Source organism: Microbacterium endophyticum, assembly GCF_011047135.1.
In the GTDB taxonomy this organism is placed as follows: Bacteria; Actinomycetota; Actinomycetes; order Actinomycetales; family Microbacteriaceae; genus Microbacterium; species Microbacterium endophyticum.
This window is the reverse complement of record NZ_CP049255.1, coordinates 1,762,380-1,780,264: the sequence shown is the minus strand read 5'-3', so window position 1 is coordinate 1,780,264 and position 17,885 is coordinate 1,762,380. Positions and strand designations below refer to the sequence as shown.

20 protein-coding genes are annotated in these 17,885 nt (G+C 64.0%); 8 read left to right on the top strand and 12 right to left on the bottom strand.

Annotated features, from left to right (window positions below; genetic code table 11):
• Positions 1–2: 2 nt before the first annotated feature.
• Positions 3–1,100 carry a substrate-binding domain-containing protein gene (locus G6N83_RS08315; protein ID WP_165141102.1) on the bottom strand — a complete coding sequence of 366 codons (1,098 nt, stop codon included), beginning with the start codon at positions 1,098–1,100 and terminating at the stop codon, positions 3–5.
• A gap of 208 nt (positions 1,101–1,308) precedes the next feature.
• Between G6N83_RS08315 and G6N83_RS08310 the strand changes: the two genes are divergently transcribed.
• On the top strand, positions 1,309–1,896 hold the full coding sequence (locus G6N83_RS08310) for a 1,2-dihydroxy-3-keto-5-methylthiopentene dioxygenase (RefSeq protein ID WP_165141100.1): 588 nt from the start codon (positions 1,309–1,311) through the stop codon (positions 1,894–1,896).
• Positions 1,856–2,761 carry a PhzF family phenazine biosynthesis protein gene (locus tag G6N83_RS08305; RefSeq protein WP_311737129.1) on the top strand — a complete coding sequence of 302 codons (906 nt, stop codon included), beginning with the start codon at positions 1,856–1,858 and terminating at the stop codon, positions 2,759–2,761. Before G6N83_RS08310 ends, G6N83_RS08305 begins: the two co-directional genes overlap by 41 nt.
• Positions 2,762–2,784: 23 nt before the next feature.
• Here the strand turns inward: G6N83_RS08305 and G6N83_RS08300 are convergent, their stop codons facing one another.
• The 7 genes from G6N83_RS08300 to G6N83_RS13985 all read right to left on the bottom strand — a co-directional run bounded on the left by G6N83_RS08300 (position 2,785) and on the right by G6N83_RS13985 (position 10,414).
• The gene (locus tag G6N83_RS08300) at positions 2,785–3,189 is read right to left on the bottom strand and encodes a DUF4259 domain-containing protein (RefSeq protein WP_165141098.1); all 405 of its coding nucleotides are present in this window, start codon (positions 3,187–3,189) and stop codon (positions 2,785–2,787) included.
• Positions 3,190–3,247: 58 nt separating this feature from the next.
• Positions 3,248–6,961, bottom strand: a complete 3,714-nt coding sequence (locus G6N83_RS08295) for a proline dehydrogenase family protein (protein WP_165141096.1) — start codon at positions 6,959–6,961, stop codon at positions 3,248–3,250.
• Between the two features lie 63 nt (positions 6,962–7,024).
• Complete coding sequence (locus tag G6N83_RS08290) at positions 7,025–7,585, bottom strand: acyl-CoA thioesterase (RefSeq protein WP_165141094.1); 561 nt, start codon at positions 7,583–7,585, stop codon at positions 7,025–7,027.
• A gap of 79 nt (positions 7,586–7,664) precedes the next feature.
• Complete coding sequence (locus tag G6N83_RS08285; protein WP_241246331.1) at positions 7,665–8,207, bottom strand: RBBP9/YdeN family alpha/beta hydrolase; 543 nt, start codon at positions 8,205–8,207, stop codon at positions 7,665–7,667.
• A 177-nt stretch (positions 8,208–8,384) separates the two neighbouring features.
• A complete protein-coding gene (locus G6N83_RS08280; RefSeq protein WP_165141090.1) occupies positions 8,385–8,852 on the bottom strand; it encodes a hypothetical protein in 468 nt (155 codons plus the stop codon).
• Between the two features lie 53 nt (positions 8,853–8,905).
• Positions 8,906–9,454: an HNH endonuclease signature motif containing protein gene (locus G6N83_RS13990; protein ID WP_165141088.1), complete on the bottom strand. Its 549-nt coding sequence runs from the start codon at positions 9,452–9,454 to the stop codon at positions 8,906–8,908.
• Positions 9,455–9,487: 33 nt separating this feature from the next.
• Positions 9,488–10,414, bottom strand: a complete 927-nt coding sequence (locus G6N83_RS13985) for a 13E12 repeat family protein (RefSeq protein ID WP_165141086.1) — start codon at positions 10,412–10,414, stop codon at positions 9,488–9,490.
• A 169-nt stretch (positions 10,415–10,583) separates the two neighbouring features.
• On the opposite strand from G6N83_RS13985, the gene G6N83_RS08265 reads away from it, so the two are divergent.
• From G6N83_RS08265 to G6N83_RS08240, 6 genes are all read left to right on the top strand, one after another.
• Entirely contained in the window at positions 10,584–11,090 is a 507-nt protein-coding gene (locus G6N83_RS08265; RefSeq protein ID WP_165141084.1) for a GNAT family N-acetyltransferase, read from the top strand.
• Position 11,091: 1 nt separating this feature from the next.
• Complete coding sequence (gene cofE / locus G6N83_RS08260; RefSeq protein WP_165141082.1) at positions 11,092–11,847, top strand: coenzyme F420-0:L-glutamate ligase; 756 nt, start codon at positions 11,092–11,094, stop codon at positions 11,845–11,847.
• Between the two features lie 35 nt (positions 11,848–11,882).
• A complete protein-coding gene (locus G6N83_RS08255) occupies positions 11,883–12,155 on the top strand; it encodes a hypothetical protein (RefSeq protein ID WP_165141080.1) in 273 nt (90 codons plus the stop codon).
• A gap of 164 nt (positions 12,156–12,319) precedes the next feature.
• Positions 12,320–12,805: a DUF2975 domain-containing protein gene (locus tag G6N83_RS08250; RefSeq protein WP_165141078.1), complete on the top strand. Its 486-nt coding sequence runs from the start codon at positions 12,320–12,322 to the stop codon at positions 12,803–12,805.
• Positions 12,805–13,041 carry a helix-turn-helix domain-containing protein gene (locus G6N83_RS08245; protein ID WP_165141076.1) on the top strand — a complete coding sequence of 79 codons (237 nt, stop codon included), beginning with the start codon at positions 12,805–12,807 and terminating at the stop codon, positions 13,039–13,041. The genes G6N83_RS08250 and G6N83_RS08245 overlap by 1 nt, the downstream gene beginning before the upstream one ends.
• The gene (locus tag G6N83_RS08240) at positions 13,038–13,853 is read left to right on the top strand and encodes a hypothetical protein (RefSeq protein WP_165141074.1); all 816 of its coding nucleotides are present in this window, start codon (positions 13,038–13,040) and stop codon (positions 13,851–13,853) included. The genes G6N83_RS08245 and G6N83_RS08240 overlap by 4 nt, the downstream gene beginning before the upstream one ends.
• Positions 13,854–13,923: 70 nt before the next feature.
• On the opposite strand, the gene G6N83_RS08235 is transcribed toward G6N83_RS08240, so the two are convergent.
• From G6N83_RS08235 to G6N83_RS08220, 4 genes are read right to left on the bottom strand one after another with little or no spacing between them, the layout of a single operon-like run.
• The gene (locus G6N83_RS08235) at positions 13,924–15,300 is read right to left on the bottom strand and encodes a cytochrome b/b6 domain-containing protein (protein WP_165141072.1); all 1,377 of its coding nucleotides are present in this window, start codon (positions 15,298–15,300) and stop codon (positions 13,924–13,926) included.
• Positions 15,301–15,307: 7 nt separating this feature from the next.
• The gene (locus G6N83_RS08230) at positions 15,308–16,282 is read right to left on the bottom strand and encodes an electron transfer flavoprotein subunit alpha/FixB family protein (RefSeq protein WP_165141070.1); all 975 of its coding nucleotides are present in this window, start codon (positions 16,280–16,282) and stop codon (positions 15,308–15,310) included.
• An 8-nt stretch (positions 16,283–16,290) separates the two neighbouring features.
• Complete coding sequence (locus G6N83_RS08225) at positions 16,291–17,067, bottom strand: electron transfer flavoprotein subunit beta/FixA family protein (RefSeq protein ID WP_165141068.1); 777 nt, start codon at positions 17,065–17,067, stop codon at positions 16,291–16,293.
• Between the two features lie 40 nt (positions 17,068–17,107).
• Positions 17,108–17,884 (bottom strand): enoyl-CoA hydratase-related protein, encoded by a 777-nt coding sequence (locus G6N83_RS08220; protein WP_165141066.1) that lies wholly within the window; start codon positions 17,882–17,884, stop codon positions 17,108–17,110.
• Between the last annotated feature and the right edge of the window lies 1 nt (position 17,885).

The window sequence follows — 17,885 nt, the reverse complement described above, 5'->3', positions numbered from 1 at the left end:
GCTCACGACGATACTGCGGGCAGCCAATCGGCGACGACGACATCGTCGAGCAGCAGCGACGGTTCGGCATCGCGCAGCTGCGACACGTTGGTGATGTCGTTCTCGAGCAGGAAGTCCTGCGTGATCGTGATGGCCGGGAACTGCACTTCGGTCTCGTCGAGTTCGCCCGCGAGCGACAGCGCGAGAGCGCGGACGACAGCGGCACCGATTGCGGCGGGGTCGGTTGCGCTGGTGGCAACCCAGGGGCTGCCATCGGCGATCATGACCTCGATGTCGGCGTTTGAGATATCGATGCCGTAGACCTTGACGGAGTCCTGCAGGTTGTTCTGGATGACCGCCTGCACGACACCCTTCGTGATCTCGTCGTACGGAGCGAAGATCGCCTGCGTGTCGGGGTACTGCTTCAGAGCAGCATCGACCAACGGGATGTTGTCGGTCGCTGTCGATTCGGTGACCTCGCCGACGAAGAACTGCTCGTTGAGGTCGTTGTCGGTGACGTACTCGTCCCAAACGGCCTTACGGCGATCGAGTGGCGCGAAGCCCTCGGCGCTGACGAGCCCGACGTTGGCACCCTCTCCCACATCGGCAATGAGCTGGTCGAGCACGCCGGAAGCCATAGAGGCGTCCGATTGCGACGTCACGATGACGCCGTCGGTGTCTTCGAGCGCGAGGTCATAGACGATGACCGGGATTCCGGCGTCCACTGCGTCACGGATGCGGGGCTCGAGAGTGTCGGTCTGCCCGTGGTCGATGATGATCGCGTCGGGCTTCGACGCGATCGCCTGCTCGAGATCGGATGCCTGCTTGGCGTTGTCGTTGCGCGCATCGGTGACGGTCAAGTCGATGTTGACGGCAGCGGCCTGCGCTTTGACGCCAGCGGTCCACGCCGTGAAGTAGTCGCCGGCACCGGACTGCTGCACGAGAGCGACCTCAACCGGGTCGCCGTTGAAAGGAGCGTGGAGATCGGCGACGGGAACGGTGGTTGCCGAAGCGGCATCCGCCGATGTGTTCTGCTGCGCGCAGCCGGTAAGCACGAGTGCTGCTGCGGCGGCTGCGGCGCCGAAGCCGAGCCAGCGACGCGCGGTGAGGCGGTGAGTCATGACGAATTCCATTCGAGTTGCTGTGATGTCCTGTGCTCGCGGGACTGAGCGCAAACAGGACTAGGGAGAGTCAATCTCGCTCGGTCGCATTGCACCAAAAATGCGTTGCAGATTGTTACGGAGAAGCCGCTCATATGACATTCCAACGTGCGCGCAGCCACAACGAGGTACAGAATCGTTGCAGAGCTTTTGCCCGAAAGGAACTCATATGACCCTCTTGACGGTCTGGAACGAAACCGACCCCGCGACTCCCGTACTCGAGACGATCGATGACGCGGAGATCGGTGCAGCTCTCGCTGAGCTCGGCGCTCGGTACTCGCACTGGGAGATCAAGGACTTCTCGGCCGACGCGAGTTTGGAAGAGATCCTCGCGCTCTACTCAGACGAGGTCGAGTCCGTCAAGAAGAGTGAGGGTTACACGCTCGTTGACATCGTGGGGCTTTCCCCCGCGCAGGAGAACTACGACGAGGTGAAAGGCCCGTCGCGTGCGAAGTTCCTTTCGGAGCACCGTCACGACGATGACGAAGACCGTTTCTTCGCAAAGGGCGCCGGCGTCTTCTACCTGCACGTCAACGAGAAGGTCTACGCGCTTTACTGCGAGCCGGGAGATCTCGTCTCGGTGCCGGCGAACACCACGCACTGGTTCGACATGGGCACGTCTCCCGAGTTCACCTCGATTCGGTTCTTCCACGACGACGACGGTTGGGTAGGCCACTTCACGGGCAACCCGATCGCCGAGACATTCGCGACGTTCGATCAGCTGCACGCCCGCCGCGCCGAGCTCGCAACAGTCTGAGGCTCTTCTGTCTGAGTCTCGACCCCCGGTACTTCGCTACGCGGCTTTCACGGCCGCCGGCGTAGGCGGAAACCCGGCCGGCATCGTGTTCGATGCTGAATCTCTCAGTGACGCCGCGATGCAGCAGATCGCGACTGACGTGGATTACGCCGAGACCGCGTTCATCTCGGGGCGCGATGGTGCAGAGCTTTCGATTCGGTACTTCTCGCCGATCGCCGAAGTGCCGTTCTGCGGGCACGCCACAATAGCCACGGCTGTCGCGATGGTCGAACGTGGGCTGACCGCTCCTGGCGAGGTGACGTTTCACACGCCGGTAGGTGATGTCGTCATCCAGACGACGGTGGCCGATTCGCGGGTTCGCGCCTCGTTCACGAGCGTGCCGCCGTCTGTGGCCAAGTTCCCGTCAAAATCTCTTCAGCGCGTGCTCGAAGCTATCGGGCTCACCGAGAGTGATCTTGACGAGCGGATGCCTCCCGCCATCCCGAATGCGGGTAGTCCGCATCCGACGATCGTGATTGCCGATCGTGCGGTCTTCGACAACTTCACCTTCGACCCGCACGTGGTCCGATCTCTGATGGACGCCGAGGGGTGGCCCGCAACGATTACCGTGCTGCACGTGCCCGAGGCAGGCGAGGTGTGGGCCCGGAACATCTTTCCCGTCGGTCGCATCACGGAAGATCCGGCGACGGGGTCAGCCGCGGCTGCCACCGGCGCGTATCTTCGCGCTTTCGGCCTCGTGAGCCCGCCTGCGAGGATCACCATTCATCAGGGTGAGCACGTGGGTAGGCCGAGCATCCTGACGGTGACGATTCCACCTGATGGCGGCATTACGGTCGCCGGGATGGCGTCAGAAATCTCGGAGTAGTGAAGGCTCAGCCGAAGCGGTGACTAACGGCCCATGAGCGCGGAGAGAAGACGCTCATTCGAGTCGTGCCACTCCTGCGCGTCGCTCTCTGCCCAAAGTTCGGCGAGCTCGCTATCGGCGGAGGCGGCAACGGTAACGGCGCGTTCTGCGTCTTTCACGAGGCGGCCAGACGGCTTGCGCGCACGGCTGACGAACCCCTCAACGCTCTCGGTGTACACATCGGACTGTGTTGGCCGCCCCAGTCCGTGCGCCACGACCTCTGCCGCAGCGATCGCAATCGCGGCCGTGTCGGCATCGAGTGGATCCTCGCTTTGCAGTGCCTCCCGAAGAGCATCCCGCACCATGTTCCATCGCTTCTGCTCGTCGAGTTCCCACGCGAAATCGGCCGCGACATCATTGCCGAACGGCTCCCCACTCCATGTACCCATGAACAGAGATTAGAGGATCAGGCAAGCCCCGCGAATCTAGCCTGCGAGAGGAAAGCCCTTAGATCACGCTACTGAAGGTGTTATCGGGTGTTCCGAACCGGTGGGCAGTGATCGCAATCGCCTGTTCGTGAAGGAACGGCAGTAGCTCGATGCGACCGGCGGTTGTGACTTCGTTGGCGTATATCGCGACGTCGATGTTGCCCGAGAGAGTCTCGGCGAGTGTTCGGCGTGCCAAGGCTGCGGCATCCGTTTCTCCGATGATGCGCACGCGCTCGGGGGCGGACCCTGCGATGCGCTCGAGCCACTCGGCTTCGGTTTCTACGAAGACTGAAATGCCATTGTCGTCGAGCACGCGGCGCACCCGTGGCGGAAGGCCCGCCGATGCACTCAGCGAGAACGCTGAGCCTGCGCGGAGGCCGGCGAGCACGACGCGCAGCACCTCTTGCAAGCTCGCGCCTTCGATGGCGCGGAGCGCGACCTGCACGGGGCGATAGCGGAAGAGGTTTCGCTCGACCTCGAGGCGTGACACGTCTTTGACCTGACCGAACTCGCGGTTCCACGCGACAGCATCGGAGAGTGCGCCGCGGCGGAGCCACTCGAACTCCTCATAGCCGAGCGCGGGCTGGGCCGCTTCGATCAGGTCGGTGATGCGCGAGTCGAGGCCGCGAAGGTGGAGCGTTGTCGAGAGTGCACCGGAGTTTGTTGCGCGCCACGAGCCGAGGCCGATGAGGTAGTTGGGGCCACCGGCTTTCGTGCCGGCGCCGACCGATGAGCGCTTCCATCCGCCGAAGGGCTGTCGTTGCACGATAGCGCCGGTGATCCCGCGGTTGACGTAGAGGTTTCCGGCCTGCACGCGCGCGAGCCACTGCTCGAGCTCGTCGGGGTTCTGAGTGTAAAGACCGGCGGTGAGTCCGTAGGCCACAGCGTTTTGCAGTTCGATGGCTTCAGCGAGGGTCGAGGCGTGCATAACCCCGAGCACGGGGCCGAAGAACTCTTCGCGGTGGAATCGCGATCGCGGCTGCACCCCGACACGGATGCCGGGGTTCCACAGGCGCCCGGCGTACTCGGGAACGTCGTCACGAGTGGTCGGCTTGATCAGCCACCGCTCGCCTTCGTCGAGTTCTGACAGCGCCCAGGCGAGCTTGCCACGCGGCGCCTCGATGACAGGCCCGACTTCGACGCGTGGTTCCCACGGCGGCCCGATGTGCAGTGACTTCGTTGCGTCGACGAGCTGGCGGGCAAACCGCTTCGACCGACCAACGGAGCCGACGAGAATGACGAGGGATGCCGCCGAGCATTTCTGGCCGGCGTGTCCGAACGCGCTTTTGACGACGTCGGATGCCGCGAGGTCAAGGTCTGCCGAAGGCATGACGATCATGGAGTTCTTGCCGCTGGTCTCGGCGAGCAATGGCAGATCGTGGCGCCACGAGCGGAAGAGTTCCGCGGTCTCAGAGCCACCGGTGAGGATGACGCGATCGACGGCCGGGTGTGAGACGAGCTGCTGGCCGAGCCCGTCTTCGTCGAGGTCGACGAGCGCCAGCAGGTCGCGGGGTACGCCCGCATCCCACAACGCTTCGGCGATGACAGCCGCGCAGCGGCGCGCTTGAGGTGCCGGCTTGAAGACGACTCCCGAACCTGCCGCAAGAGCTGCGAGCACTCCCCCGGCGGGGATAGCGAGCGGAAAGTTCCAGGGTGGCGTGACGACGATGACGCGCGACGGCACGAAGACGGCCCCGCTCACGCGATCAAGTTCGCGCGCTGTGGCGGCGTAGTAGCGGGCGAAGTCGATTGCTTCGCTCACTTCGACATCGCCTTCGGCGAGCACCTTGCCGGTCTCGGATGCCGCGACCTCGATGAGCTGAGCGCGACGTTCTTCGAGCTTGTCAGCGGCGCGCAGCAGCACGGCGGCGCGATCGGCGGCGGGCATCGCACCCCAGGTGCCGGCGGCATCCTTTACTCCAGAAATCACGGCTTCAAGGTCGGAGGCCTCGCCCACATATGCCGCAGCAATCGTGTCGTCGCCGAGCGTCGATGTTTTCATGCCGTCGAAGATTTCGCGCGCCCAGTCGCGGGTCGACGACAGCGCCGGGTCGGAGTCGGCGCTGTTCGCAAAGCCGGGTGCTCCCACCGCACGTGTGCCGCTCTCACGCATTGAGAACACTGCGGTTTCGACGAACTCTTCGCCGCCGAACAGCATCGCGTGTGCTGCCGGGTCGAACGCGTCCGTTGCACCGTCTTCGGCACCGCGGGCAATACCGAGCACCGCCTGAGTGAGGCCGCCGGTCTCTTGAGTTGCGGGGTCTACCGGGTCTCGAAGGAGCCGCGGCTCTTCATCGGACGCGGCTTCGGTAGCGGTCGAGGCGCGTCTATTGGCGGTTCGTCGAGCGCCTACGAGAAGAGCGGGGTCTGCTGCGCGCTCGACCGACGCGAGAAAGCGGTCGCGCTCGCGGGTGAGGAGCTCGGGGTTGGTATCGATGTCGAAGGCGGCCGAGAGGAAGTTCTCGCTCGATGCGCTCTCCTCGAGGCGGCGCACAAGGTAGCTGATGGCCACGTCGAATTCGTCGGGGGCGACGACCGGTACATAGAGAAGTACCTGGCCGACGTCTGCCGAGACGGTTTCCATCTGGGCCTGTGCCATGCCGAGCAACATTTCGAAGTCGACCGCGTCGCGAACGCCTTGTTCGCCCGCAAGTAGCCATGCATAAGCGATGTCGAACAGGTTGTGGCCCGCAACGCCCAGGAGCACGGCGCGGGTGTGCTTGGGCCGAAGCGCCCATTCGAGGCAGCGCAGGTAGTTGGCGTCGGAATCGACCTTCGCGGAGTAGGTGGCGGGCTCCCACCCGTGCATGACGGCATCCACTCGTTCCATCGCAAGGTTCGCGCCCTTGACGAGGCGCACCTTGATAGGGGCGCCACCCGCGTCGACACGTGAGCGTGCCCACGCGGTGAGCTGTTGGAGGGCCGGGAGCGCATCGGGCAGGTAGGCCTGCAGCACGATGCCGGCTTCGAGGTTAGTGAAGCGTTCGTCTTCGAGCAGGCGAGTGAACACGGCGATTGTCAGGTCGAGATCGCGGTACTCCTCCATGTCGAGGTTGATGAAGGTCGGCATCGACGCGGGGCCGCCCTTGGGGAGTGCGCTCACATAGAGCGGCAAAAGGCGCTCGACGACGCTGTCGACGATGTCGTCGAACGCCCACATCGAGATGTGGCTCGCGATGGCCGAGACCTTGACCGAGACGTAGTCGACGTCGGGTCGACGAATGAGAGCATGGATGCCGTCGAGTCGCCGTTTTGCTTCGTTTTCGCCGAGCACAGCTTCGCCCAGCAGGTTGACGTTCAGTCGGTGACCGCGGCCGCGGAGCGTCGTGAGTGCGGGTCCCAGCTTTTCGGGGCGCGCGTCGACGATGAGGTGTCCGACCATTTCGCGGAGCACTCGGCGGGCGATCGGTACGACCGGGCTCGGCATGATGGGTGCCATCGCACCGCCCACGTGCACAGCTCCACGCAGGTGCCACGGCAGAAAGTCAGGCACGAGGGGTGCGATGCGACGAAGCTGGGTCGCTGCTGCCGTCAAACTCTCTGGGCGCATGACGCCGTCAACGAACCCCACGGTGAAGGGCAGGCCCTGCGGGTCGCGCAGCACGTCGGCAAGCCGTTGAGCCGAGGCGTCGGTCTCGATTCCCGAGGATGCGCGCACCCAGCGTTCAGCTAGGGCGATGGCTCGTTCGGCAAGCTCTTCGTTCGCGGCGAAATCGGCGTGATCGTTGGGCATGCGCTCAGCCTAAGGGGCGTGCGGCAGCGCGGGCGGAAGACCGGGCCGGTGCAATGCTGCGCATTAGCTCCAGTCGCTGGGAGCGGGCGCTTTCGTGGGTGGCAGAGCGGATGCCGCAGCCCAGTCGTGCATCCACGGCGCGACGTCGGGAACACCCTCCGGCATGCCGCCGGCGGCGAAGAATTCGTTGTGCGGCACTGTGCCGCCGGTGCGACGGAGCATCCGTGCGCGAATGATGGCGCGGGCGTAGATTTCGCCATCGATCACAGCACGATGTTCGAGGTACATGCTCTTGTCGTCGTGGCCGATGAAGCGGCTTTCGAGATCAAACCGCTGCCAGAGCTCGAGGGACTTTCGGAAAGTGATGGTTTCGCTTGCGACAACGGCGTACCAGCCACGCTCGCGCATCTCATCGAACAGGCCGGTGCGCACCATGAGGTCCCAGCGGCCGAGGTCGAACAGCGACAGGTAACGGCCGTTGTTCATATGGCGCAGCACGTCGATGTCTGTCGGCAACGTGCGCAGCCGGATTCGTCCGACTGCGGTGGCGACGAGTGTGCCCTCGCGCTTACGTTTCGCTCGGGCACGGAGGATGACCAACAGGGTGCGCCAAATCACATTCACGAGGAAGGATCGTAGCTAGGGATGCACGGTTTCAGCATTCCATTGTGGAAATGCTCCAGATCGCGGGCGCGGGTTTTGCTCAGCGGTTCGCAGGAGAAAGGAGAAGTCTTGCGAGCTGTGGAAATTCGGTCACACCGTTTTCATCGAGAAAATGCACGGCATCAGGCACGATCACAGTCTCAGCTCCGAGCCTCGCGGCGAGTTCATCAGATGCTTCGATCGGAACGTAATCGTCCGAATCGGAGCGGATCATCACACGCTCCCCGATTCGAGTAGCGATATCTTCCACGGCCACGTCGTCTTTTAAGTAGGAATCGAGATCAGGAAGCGCCGCGAGACGTCCAGTGAAGCCGGATACCAAAACCAGCCCGCCGAGGGTCCAGTGCGTCGGAAGATCCGCAAGCACTCGGAGCGTTGTGATCGCGCCCAGCGAGTGAGCGACAATCCAGGTTGTTTCCGTCGGAGCGCCGAGGGCGTCTCGCACCTCGGCATTCCAGCGTGAAGACTCTGGCGCCAGGGGCTGCGGCAGCCGCACGACCACGACATCGATGTCGGCTGCCCGGAGAACGCGTGCGAGCCACGGAAACCAGTGCGCCTCGGGGCTCGCGCCATAGCCGTGCACGACGATCAATCGCGTGATTTCTTTGCCGTTCAGGTTCTCGGATGCATCTTACTCAGCGGTCACGAGTGATGGAAAGAGCGCGATTTCATCCGTATTCCGGGCGCGCGCGAGAAGAAAGCCATTTTTGCTGTCGCCCCGTCGCGGATGGAATGGATCTTTGCGAGTGCTGGGTTGTGCTCAGCGCCGCGCCGAAGCGATCACCGCTCGAAGCAGCTCTTCGGGATGGTTGAGAAGTTCCCTGCTCGGCGATTCAGCGATGAAGCGGTCGCACAGTCGCTGTGCGGCCACGATGCTGGTGCGCCAATACCCGCCGACGTGGTGTCGGCCCACATCGAGTAGTGCTTCGTGTCCGCGCGAAAAGATCGTCACAGCTCCGTCGTTGGGGTTCATGTTGACGCTCTCGCCGCTCGAGAAGGCGATCGACCATGAGATGACGCCGACTACGAGTGCGGGAAAGCGAAATCGAGAGGTCGGCAGCTCGATAACGATGCCTTCGATGTCATTCCATGCAAAGAACTGCGACGGCGCCGCGTGAGCGCGATAGCTGACACCGGGCGGAGTGAGAAGAAGGTGTTTTCTGCCGGGGTCGCCCAGGATGAGCCCCTCGGGCGAAGTAGACAGTGGGCCGAATCGCGTCATCGTCATCGACGCTAGTGCAGAGGTAGCTCCGGGCAGACCTCCGCGATTGCACGCTGTCATCACTGCACCCGGCGCTGTAGCCGATCTCGAAGTTGCGGTGGAGAGGTGGTTGGCGCTCGCCAGCGGCCCGTGGCATCCCACCAGTACGGACCTCGCACCTCGGGAACGCCTCCGTTCATGCGTATCTTCCATCCGACGCTGTCGATCGTGCGGTGATGGAACCAACAGAGCAGCACCCCGTTGTCGGTGTGGGTCGCTCCACCCCGCGCATGCTCGGTGACGTGGTGGATTTCACACCACGATGAGCGCACGCGGCAGCCGGGGATAATGCATCCGCCGTCGCGGAGCGCAATCGCTCGACGCTGATGGTGCGCAAAAACTCTGTCGCTCGTCTCGATCTGCCGAATGCGACCGCGCGCATCGGTCACGATGCGCTGCACAGCACCCGTGCACGCGATGTGGCGCGCGACGTCGAGCGTGACGGGCTCAGCGATGCCCTCGACGTGCGCCTGCCCGTGGCCGGAGGCGATGTCTTCGGCTCGCACCGAGACGACAAGCGTGGGCGCAGCACCCCCGAGCGTCGGAAGCTCTCCCGAGGCGGCCGCCACCGTAAGCGCTGTCGCGAGGGCATCGTGCCGCTTTTAGACAGCTGTGCGGCGATCAGCATCGGCCCCATCGGGAAAGTCGGGTACTTCGTCGGCGGTGGGCGCGAAGAAGGGCCCCGATGCTGCCTCGCTATCGGCGACAGCGCTATCCGCAACAGCGCTATCGGCGACCTTGGGGTTCAGCACGCTGTCGAAAATCTGCTGCAGCTGACCGGCAACCTCGGCGAGCAAATTGCCGCGCAGCGGAACGACGCCGTCGCGCGCGACCCCGAGAGTCACACCGCGCTTTCTCATCGCCACGACTTCGCGCGGTTCAGCGCCATCTTGGTCGAGATACATCGCCCACACCGTCGCCTGACCTCGAAGGTCATCTGCGCACGCATGCGGTGCCCCATCGACACCGTCACCGCGAGCGGATGCTGCGAGCTCTTCATCGGCGGCCAGGTGGGCAGCTCGCCCCGCTGTCGACACCACCCGAGCGAGAGGCCCGGTGACCGCGACAAGTCCGTCGATTCCCAAATCTCCGGCCGCGAGCGCCGAACGCATCGCGGGAAACTCCGCGGGCAACACCTCACCCGAGACGACGGCCACCGGTTCGACAACGGCCCGAGCACCCTGCACGAAGGCGGTCGCCGCCCGCGACGACACCCGGGTCGAGCGCTGCACGAGCTCAGCGACCGAACGGCATCCGAGATCTGTCGTCATGCGCTCACTCACAGCAGCTGAGCTTGAGCGCTCTTCAACCTGCGCCGTCGCCTCGACCATGAGTGCCTCGGCGTGACGCGCGACCTGCGCTGCGCGTTGGAGCACGGCGACAACCTCGGCATTCGTCGCTGTCGAAAGCGCTCGTGAGGCGAAGGCTCCGGCGCTCACCTGCCCGAGCTGAGCCTCGATCTCGCCGAGCGCAACGCACACGTCACCGGCTGGAGTGCCGGTTGTGTCTGCGAAAGCTGTCTCGGTCATGACTCCATTGTGACGGGGGCCTCCGACATTGCTTCGACGTCAAAAAGTGCCTTCCACCTGGGGAAAAGGCTGTGGATAACCGCCGCGAGTGCCCACCTGGGGAGAAGAGGATGATGCACAGGAACTCGCCGATTTCCACCCGTTCATAGGGTTGACGTAGAGTCTGGCCATGGAAGCCGAACTGACCGCCGACGTCATCGTGCGGCCCGTGCGTGATGTGGATGCCGAGGCCCTGGGCCGCGTTCACGCCACGTGCTGGCACGAAACCTACGACCACCTCATCAGCAAGGCCGCTCTCGAGCGGATATCCACCCGCCGCCTCGGCGAACTGTGGACGCACTGGGCAAGTCAGGGTGATGATTTTCGCATGAGCGCCGCGCTCGTAAATGGCGAAATCGTCGGCTTCGTCGGCTCGGGACCTGCACGCGACAAAGACGCTCCGCGCAACCGCGAGCTGTACTTCATCTATCTGCTTGATGAGTGGCACGGCACCGGAATCGGCCAGCAGCTGTTCGATGCCGCCATCGAAGACGGCGAAGAGGCGTACCTCTGGGTCGCCGAAGACAACCCGCGCGCGCACCGCTTCTACGTACGAAACGGATTCTCTCTCGACGGCGCGAACCACACGGAGCCCTTCCTCGGTGAGACGCTCACCGAGGTGCGTTTCGTCCGCTGACGTGCTGACGGTTTGGGCCCTCGACGGTATCGGCGAGGTGCACGACGGCGACGACCTCGTAGCCCTCATTGCTGACGCTGCCGGAGACACACTGCGAGACGGTGACATTCTCGTGGTGACCTCGAAGATCGTCTCCAAAGCCGAGGGCAGGTTCGTGACGGCATCCGATCGCGAAGATGCGATCACCGCCGAAACGGTGCGGGTCGTCGCAACACGCACCACCCCCGCGGGGCACACGACACGCATCGTAGAGAACCGCCTCGGCATCATCGGTGCGGCCGCCGGTGTCGATGCGTCGAATACGCCCGAAGGCACTGTGCTGTTGCTTCCCGTAGATCCGGATGCCTCGGCTCGATCCATCGCTAAGGGCCTTCGCCAGCGCACCGGCGCCGCCGTTGGCGTCATTATCTCGGATACTCTCGGGCGCGCCTGGCGTGAAGGACAGACCGACACCGCCATTGGGGCCGCCGGGGTGCACGTCTTCGAGGACATGCGCGGCAAGACCGACGCCGAGGGCCGCCCGCTGTCGGTGACGATGCCGTGCGTCGCAGACGAAATTGCCGCCACCGGAGACCTAGTCAAGGGCAAAGCTGCGCGACTACCGGTCGCTGTTGTGCGTGGGCGCGCTGACCTCGTCGGCGAGCTCGATCTGCCAGGGGCTCGCTCGATCATCCGGCCCGCAGAGCGTGACTTCTTTCACCTCGGGGCTGAGGAATCGTGGAAACAGGGCTACGCGGCAGCGCTGGCTGAACGATAATCAAAGTGGAGCTATCGCTACTACTAGGAGTGAACATGAGCGTTGAGCGGCATCGTAAACACCTCGGTGACGACGTGGAGAAGCAAGCTCCGGGCGAAGAAACGCTGTTGGGCGCCGCAGGAGATGAGTTTCCCCCAGGCGGAGGCGTCGCCGGATCGTTCAGTCAGGAATTTCCCGGTGCCGATCCATATGCGGGCATTCCGGCCGACGAAGTGGGCCTCCCTCCACTCACTGAAGCCGAGCAAGAGGCCGTAGAGCTCGAGGCAGCCCGACTTGCAGAAGACCCGGACGCGCGCCGCAACCTCTGAGCTGCCGCGCGGGGTATTGCCGTAGCGAACGGCCACCGCTTCAATTTGCGACGCAGCGCTGCTGCACCTTCGCTGCCGTTTCTCTCCTCGCGCTGGCACAACGCATCGCGAGGACGCTTGCGGATGCTATCGTTTATCGATATTTATCGAACGATAAACGATAGGTGAGCGGACGCGGTGAAGCGATGATTCAGGCAACCAAGGTTCTTATCGGTCTACTTTTCTCCGCGGTGGTGGCCTGTCAGCTGTGGGTGGTGCCTCAGATCGCATCAGCCTTCGCGCTCTTAACTCCGGAGTTCGCAGCTCTCGAGACGCCGGGCTTGCTCATGGTCGGGGCACTGTTGTTGTGTGTGCAGGCGGTGCTGGTGTGCGTGTGGCGCCTCCTGTCGCTGGCGGCCCGGGAAGCGATTTTTGATGACGCGGCTTTCCGATGGGTGGATGCGATCATCGTGAGCATCGTTGTCGCGGGGATTCTGATTATCTCCGGCATGATCCTCATCGAGCGGGCCCAGGCGGGCAGCCCTTTCATCGCGCTCGTTGGCGTGATCGCGCTCATCGTCGTCGTGGGACTGGCCTTGGTCGTAGGAGTCATGCGGCGATTGCTGCGGCAGGCGACGCAACTTCGCCGGGAAATGGCCGAGGTGGTCTAGTGCCGATTCTGATCGACCTAGACGTCGAACTTGCCAAGAAGAAGATGAGCGTCTCAGACCTCGCGGCGGCGATCGACATCACCCCGGCGAACGTGTCGGTGTTGAAGAACGGTCGCGCGAAGGCGGTACGCTTCTCGACCCTCGACGCCATCTGCCGTGTCTTGGAATGCCAGCCGGGTGACATCCTCCGGTGGGTGCCCGACAGCGCTGAGGCACGCGCCGAAGCGAACGCATGAATCGCGCGCTCCGGACCTCCCTACTGACGCTGAATGTTCTCGCGGGTGTCGCGGTTGTCGGCGCGACCCTGTTGCTGTGCGGTGGGGCGATTCTCTTCGCCCTGCTGAACAGCGGCACGGGGTACAGCGTGCCGACCACCGCGGCGGCATGGATCCGCGAGATTTCCCGATCGTCAAGCAACATCCTCTTTCTCTCGACAACACTCGCCGTCGCGCTGATAGTCGCGTGCGCTGCCACTGTTGCTGCGGCGATGATGAGACGAACAGCGTGGATCGTCACCGGCGGAGTTTGCGGCATCCTACTTGCCCTGACACAGATCGGGGTCGCTTCAACTAGCACCGAGGTCGACGCCCTCGCGAGTCGCGCTATCGCTGCCGTTGGCAACACCACCGCGGTCGAGCCTCAGCCGGGGACTGAGGCGGAACGGGACTCGATCACTGTGTCAGACGCATATGACGAGATGACGCGGATGCTGCGGGCTACCCTCGAAGCGGCCGCACCACCCGTGGTCGGTGAAAACGGTGCACCCCTCACCGTCGACCAGGTCGAAGTCGACGCCGCGTCGTGCGGCGAGGACGGCTCGCAGCTCTCAGCCGCACTGACTCTCAGCACAGGAGACAACGCGGCATCGTTGTCGGCAATCTTGGGCGCGTGGGACCGCGCCGGATACCTCCCCGACCGCGCTATGCAGGAAGACCTCCGCTACAGCACCACTCTCCCGCTGGAACGGATGAGCATCCGCGACAAGACCACCATCGACGGGTACATACACATTGCGATCACCAGCGCGTGTGCGGTGGCCGACCGCTGAGCAGACGGCAGGACGACTGCGCGGTAGGCGACACGACCGCGATCCGGTCCGTCACGCCCTCCCTACCGCCCTACCGCCCCTTGACCGTGCCGAACAGTCGCGCGATCGGCGCCAAGACGAGCGGCCGCGACGCGACCCACCCCGCTGCGATGACGAGCATCGATGCCGCGAAGATCCAGAACCCGGTCCAGTTCACGACGTCTTGCGCCGCATACATGTGGTTGAGGTTCCGCAGCGCACCCGTCGCGAACACGAGCGCGACGTGCACGATGATGAAGAACACGAAATAGAGCATCACCGGAAAGTGCACGGCCCGCGCCCACTCCACCGGGTACAACCGATTAAGCCGTGCGGCGTTCTTCGGCCAAATGCCGCTCATACGAACACCCGTAATCGCCGCGAGAGGCGCCGCAACGAACACCGTTGTGAAGTACGCGAGCTGCTGCAGACTGTTGTAGTTCACCCAGCCGTTCTCGGTCGGCCAGTCGAGCGAGGCGTACTGGAGCCCCGCCGAAATCGCGTTCGGGAAGACATCCCAGCTGGTCGGCACGATGCGCATCCACTGACCGGTCACGATCAGCAAAATTACGAAGATGGCACCGTTGGCCAGCCACAAGATGTCGAGAGCCTGGTGATACCAAAGCGTCAAACTGATGCGGCGCTTCTTGTTGCCGCGTGGCGACCAGAACGCCGCGGGGCGCTTCTCGCTTCGCACCTGCAGACCCGTGCGAATAATCAGCACCATAAAGAACACGTTGAAAAAGTGCTGCCATCCAGCCCAGGCCGGCAGCCCCACGGGCGCCGTCTCTGGCAGCGGATACTCGCCGGGGTACGTCTGCAAGAAGTCGCGAAGCGGCTCGAGCGACACCAGCCAGCGCGTCGCGAGCACGAGCATCGCCGCGGCAAAAAGCAGCGCCCCTCCCCCAACGACCACGGCACCGATCCACTGCAGTCGAGTAAACGGACCGTACCGTTTCGCCTCTGGCTTCGGCTTTGGACGCGGCGCGAGAGCCGCCCGGCCGGGGAAAACTGTGGGCGTGAACGGCAGCGGTACCGAGACATCTCGCACCGGCGTCAGCACGGATGCCGCAACGCTCTCTTCCGGCGCAGCAGGTGCTTCCGGCGCAGCAGTCTCGACACGCGCCACAGTCTCCACAGGCGCAGCACTCTCGACTACGTCAACCACAACGTCAGGCCAAGGCTCACCACCGGGAGTACGCGGCAGACCGCGACGCACCGGCACAGCACTCACGCTGGCGGTCACCGCCGGGGCGGCAGCGCCCGGAAGCGAATCAGGAACTTCAGCCGAGGCATCCGCTCCGGCAGAACTCTTAACAGCAACCTCGTCAACGACGGCCTCAGACTGCTCAACCGACGCGGGCGGCCACGCCTCGCCACCGGGCTCACGCGGGAGCCCGCGACGCACCGCGCGGAGGTCTTTGGCCATCGGGGAGTTACGCCTTCTTCGATTCGAGCGCCGCAATCAGCTGTGGCACCACCGAGAACACATCGCCGACGACCCCGAAATCAGCGATCTCAAAGATCGGAGCTTCGGCATCTTTATTGATCGCGACGATGGTCTTAGCGGTTTGCATCCCAGCCTTGTGCTGAATTGCCCCAGATATGCCGAGGGCGACATACAACTGCGGCGACACTGAAACTCCAGTCTGCCCCACCTGAGCCGACTGCGTGACGTAGCCCGCATCAACTGCCGCACGCGACGCCCCAACGGCTGCGCCGAGCGCATCGGCGAGCTCTTCGACCAGCACGAACTTTTCTGCAGAGCCCAGCCCACGCCCACCCGAAACCACTCGGGCGGCTCCGCGAAGCTCAGGTCGCGCCGACACAACAACGGCTTCATGCACGGCATCGACAGACGCCGCCTTTCGACCGGATGCCGAAACCTCGAGCTGCTCAATAACCACAGGCTGGTTCGTGCCCCGAGCGTCAATCACGCCCTGCCGCACCGTGATCACCGGTGCGCCCAACGTCGCAGCAGCCGAAACGTTGTAGGCACCGCCGTACACCGAGTGCTGCGCGACGATACCCTCGTCGTCGCGCGATACGCCGACGGCATCCACAAGCAGTGCCGAGCGCGAGCGGGCAGCAAAGCGCCCGGCCACATCGCGTCCGACGATTGAATGCGACACCAAGATGGCGTCGGGCTGCACGAGAGCGACAGCTGATGCCAGAGCGTCGACGACCGGCACCGAGACGGCTGCGAAGTCGACCTCAGCCACGAGCACGCGCGTCGCGCCGAGGGCTGCGGCATCCGCTGCAAGCTCTGCACCACGAGCGTCGGCGATCAGAGCGACAGGTGTGCCCACGTCGCTTGCGGCGCCGAGAAGACCCGCCGCCGAAGACGCGAGCGCACCCGAGGGTGTCACGTCGAGCAGCACCAAAATCGTGCCCGCTGTTGATTCAGCCATCTCGCTCCTCACACCAGTCGGTTCTCGATGAGGTATGCCGCAAGCTTCTCGCCCGCATCTCCCTCGTCGGTGATCGTCGTGCCCGAAGAGCGCGGCGGCTTCTCGCTGATCGCAGTCATGATCGCCCGCGGCACCGAGAAGTCCTCGGGGTTGATCTCGAGGTCAGCGAGCGTGAGCACCTCGACCGGCTTCTTCTTCGCGGCCATGATGCCCTTGAAGTTCGGAAAGCGAGCGTCGGGCAACCGCTCAGTGATCGAGATCACCGCGGGAAGGCTGGCCGCCGCGTCCATCGTGCCGCCGTCGATCGCGCGCTCACCAGAAACCGCACCATCGGTGATCGCGACGCTGTTGAGGCTCGTTACGCCGGGCACATCAAGCAGCTCCGACAGCATCGACGCCATCACACCGCCCGATCCGTCTGTCGACTGGTTGCCGGTGATCACAAGGTCGAACCCGGTGCGCGTAAGAGCTGCAGCAAGTACTTCGGCACTCAGCGTGAGATCGGCCCCACGCAGCGTGTCATCGGCAATGTGCACAGCGGATGCCGCGCCCATCGCGAGAGCTTTTCGCACTGAGGTGGCGGCACTTTCCGGTGCCATCGACATCACGACGACCTCGGTGCCGGGCGTCGACTCAGCGTGAGTGAGAGCTACCTCGAGGGCGCGCTCGCCGATCTCATCGATCACGGTTTCACTCGCGCCACGGTCGGCAAGACCCGTTTCCATGTTCAGAACACGGTCACCGTAGGTGTCTGGAACTTCTTTGACCAGCACAACGATCTTCACGGTGCCTCCTCAGCGCCACGTCTCCTCGGGCCTCAGCCCATCAACGATTCTGAAAGTCAGGTGCGCGCTTGTCGCGGAAGGCAGCCATGCCCTCTTTTTGATCGTCGAGCGCAAACAACGACGTAAACGTGCGCTGCTCATAGCGAAGCCCCTCGGCAAGCGTGGTCTCCTGTGCCGCCCGGAGCGCCGCCTTGGCAGCGATGATCACCGGCAACGACTTTGCGGCGATCATTCCCGCCACCGACATCGCTTCGCTTCGCAGCTGAGCGGCCGGCACAACGCGCGAGACGAGTCCCGCACGGAGAGCTTCTTCGGCATCCATGTTGCGTCCGGTGAGAACCAGGTCGGCCGCAAGCGCCGGACCCACCGCGCGCGAAAGGCGCTGCGTGCCACCGAGCCCCGGAATGACGCCGAGGTTGATCTCGGGCTGACCGAACACGGCGTTGTCTGCCGCGAGCAAAACGTCACACATCATCGCGAGCTCGCAGCCCCCGCCGAGCGCGTAGCCAGCGATTGCCGCAACGATGGGCTTTCGAACGCGCCCGAACTCTTCGAGACCCGCAAACGGGTTGTTCGCCGTCATGTCGTAGACCGACTTGTCGGCCATCTCTTTGATGTCGGCCCCCGCAGCAAATGCGCGATCAGAACCGGTGAGCACGAGGCATCCGATGTTCGAGGTGTTGTCGAGCTCGGTCGCGGCCTGTCCAAGCTCGGTCGCAAGCTTCGAATTCAGGGCGTTGAGCGCCCGCGGCCGGTTGAGCGTGATGATGCCAACTCGGTTTTGCGTCTCAACTGTCAACGTTTCGTATGCGCTCATG

What these genes read in the sequence shown, in the direction of transcription:
- G6N83_RS08315 (WP_165141102.1), bottom strand. Translation starts at nt 1,100, where the DNA reads ATGACTCACCGCCTCACCGCGCGTCGCTGGCTCGGCTTCGGCGCCGCA.
- G6N83_RS08310 (WP_165141100.1), top strand. Translation starts at nt 1,309, where the DNA reads ATGACCCTCTTGACGGTCTGGAACGAAACCGACCCCGCGACTCCCGTA.
- G6N83_RS08300 (WP_165141098.1), bottom strand. Translation starts at nt 3,189, where the DNA reads ATGGGTACATGGAGTGGGGAGCCGTTCGGCAATGATGTCGCGGCCGAT.
- G6N83_RS08295 (WP_165141096.1), bottom strand. Translation starts at nt 6,961, where the DNA reads ATGCCCAACGATCACGCCGATTTCGCCGCGAACGAAGAGCTTGCCGAA.
- G6N83_RS08280 (WP_165141090.1), bottom strand. Translation starts at nt 8,852, where the DNA reads ATGACGATGACGCGATTCGGCCCACTGTCTACTTCGCCCGAGGGGCTC.
- G6N83_RS13985 (WP_165141086.1), bottom strand. Translation starts at nt 10,414, where the DNA reads ATGACCGAGACAGCTTTCGCAGACACAACCGGCACTCCAGCCGGTGAC.
- G6N83_RS08265 (WP_165141084.1), top strand. Translation starts at nt 10,584, where the DNA reads ATGGAAGCCGAACTGACCGCCGACGTCATCGTGCGGCCCGTGCGTGAT.
- G6N83_RS08255 (WP_165141080.1), top strand. Translation starts at nt 11,883, where the DNA reads ATGAGCGTTGAGCGGCATCGTAAACACCTCGGTGACGACGTGGAGAAG.
- G6N83_RS08240 (WP_165141074.1), top strand. Translation starts at nt 13,038, where the DNA reads ATGAATCGCGCGCTCCGGACCTCCCTACTGACGCTGAATGTTCTCGCG.
- G6N83_RS08235 (WP_165141072.1), bottom strand. Translation starts at nt 15,300, where the DNA reads ATGGCCAAAGACCTCCGCGCGGTGCGTCGCGGGCTCCCGCGTGAGCCC.
- G6N83_RS08230 (WP_165141070.1), bottom strand. Translation starts at nt 16,282, where the DNA reads ATGGCTGAATCAACAGCGGGCACGATTTTGGTGCTGCTCGACGTGACA.
- G6N83_RS08220 (WP_165141066.1), bottom strand. Translation starts at nt 17,884, where the DNA reads ATGAGCGCATACGAAACGTTGACAGTTGAGACGCAAAACCGAGTTGGC.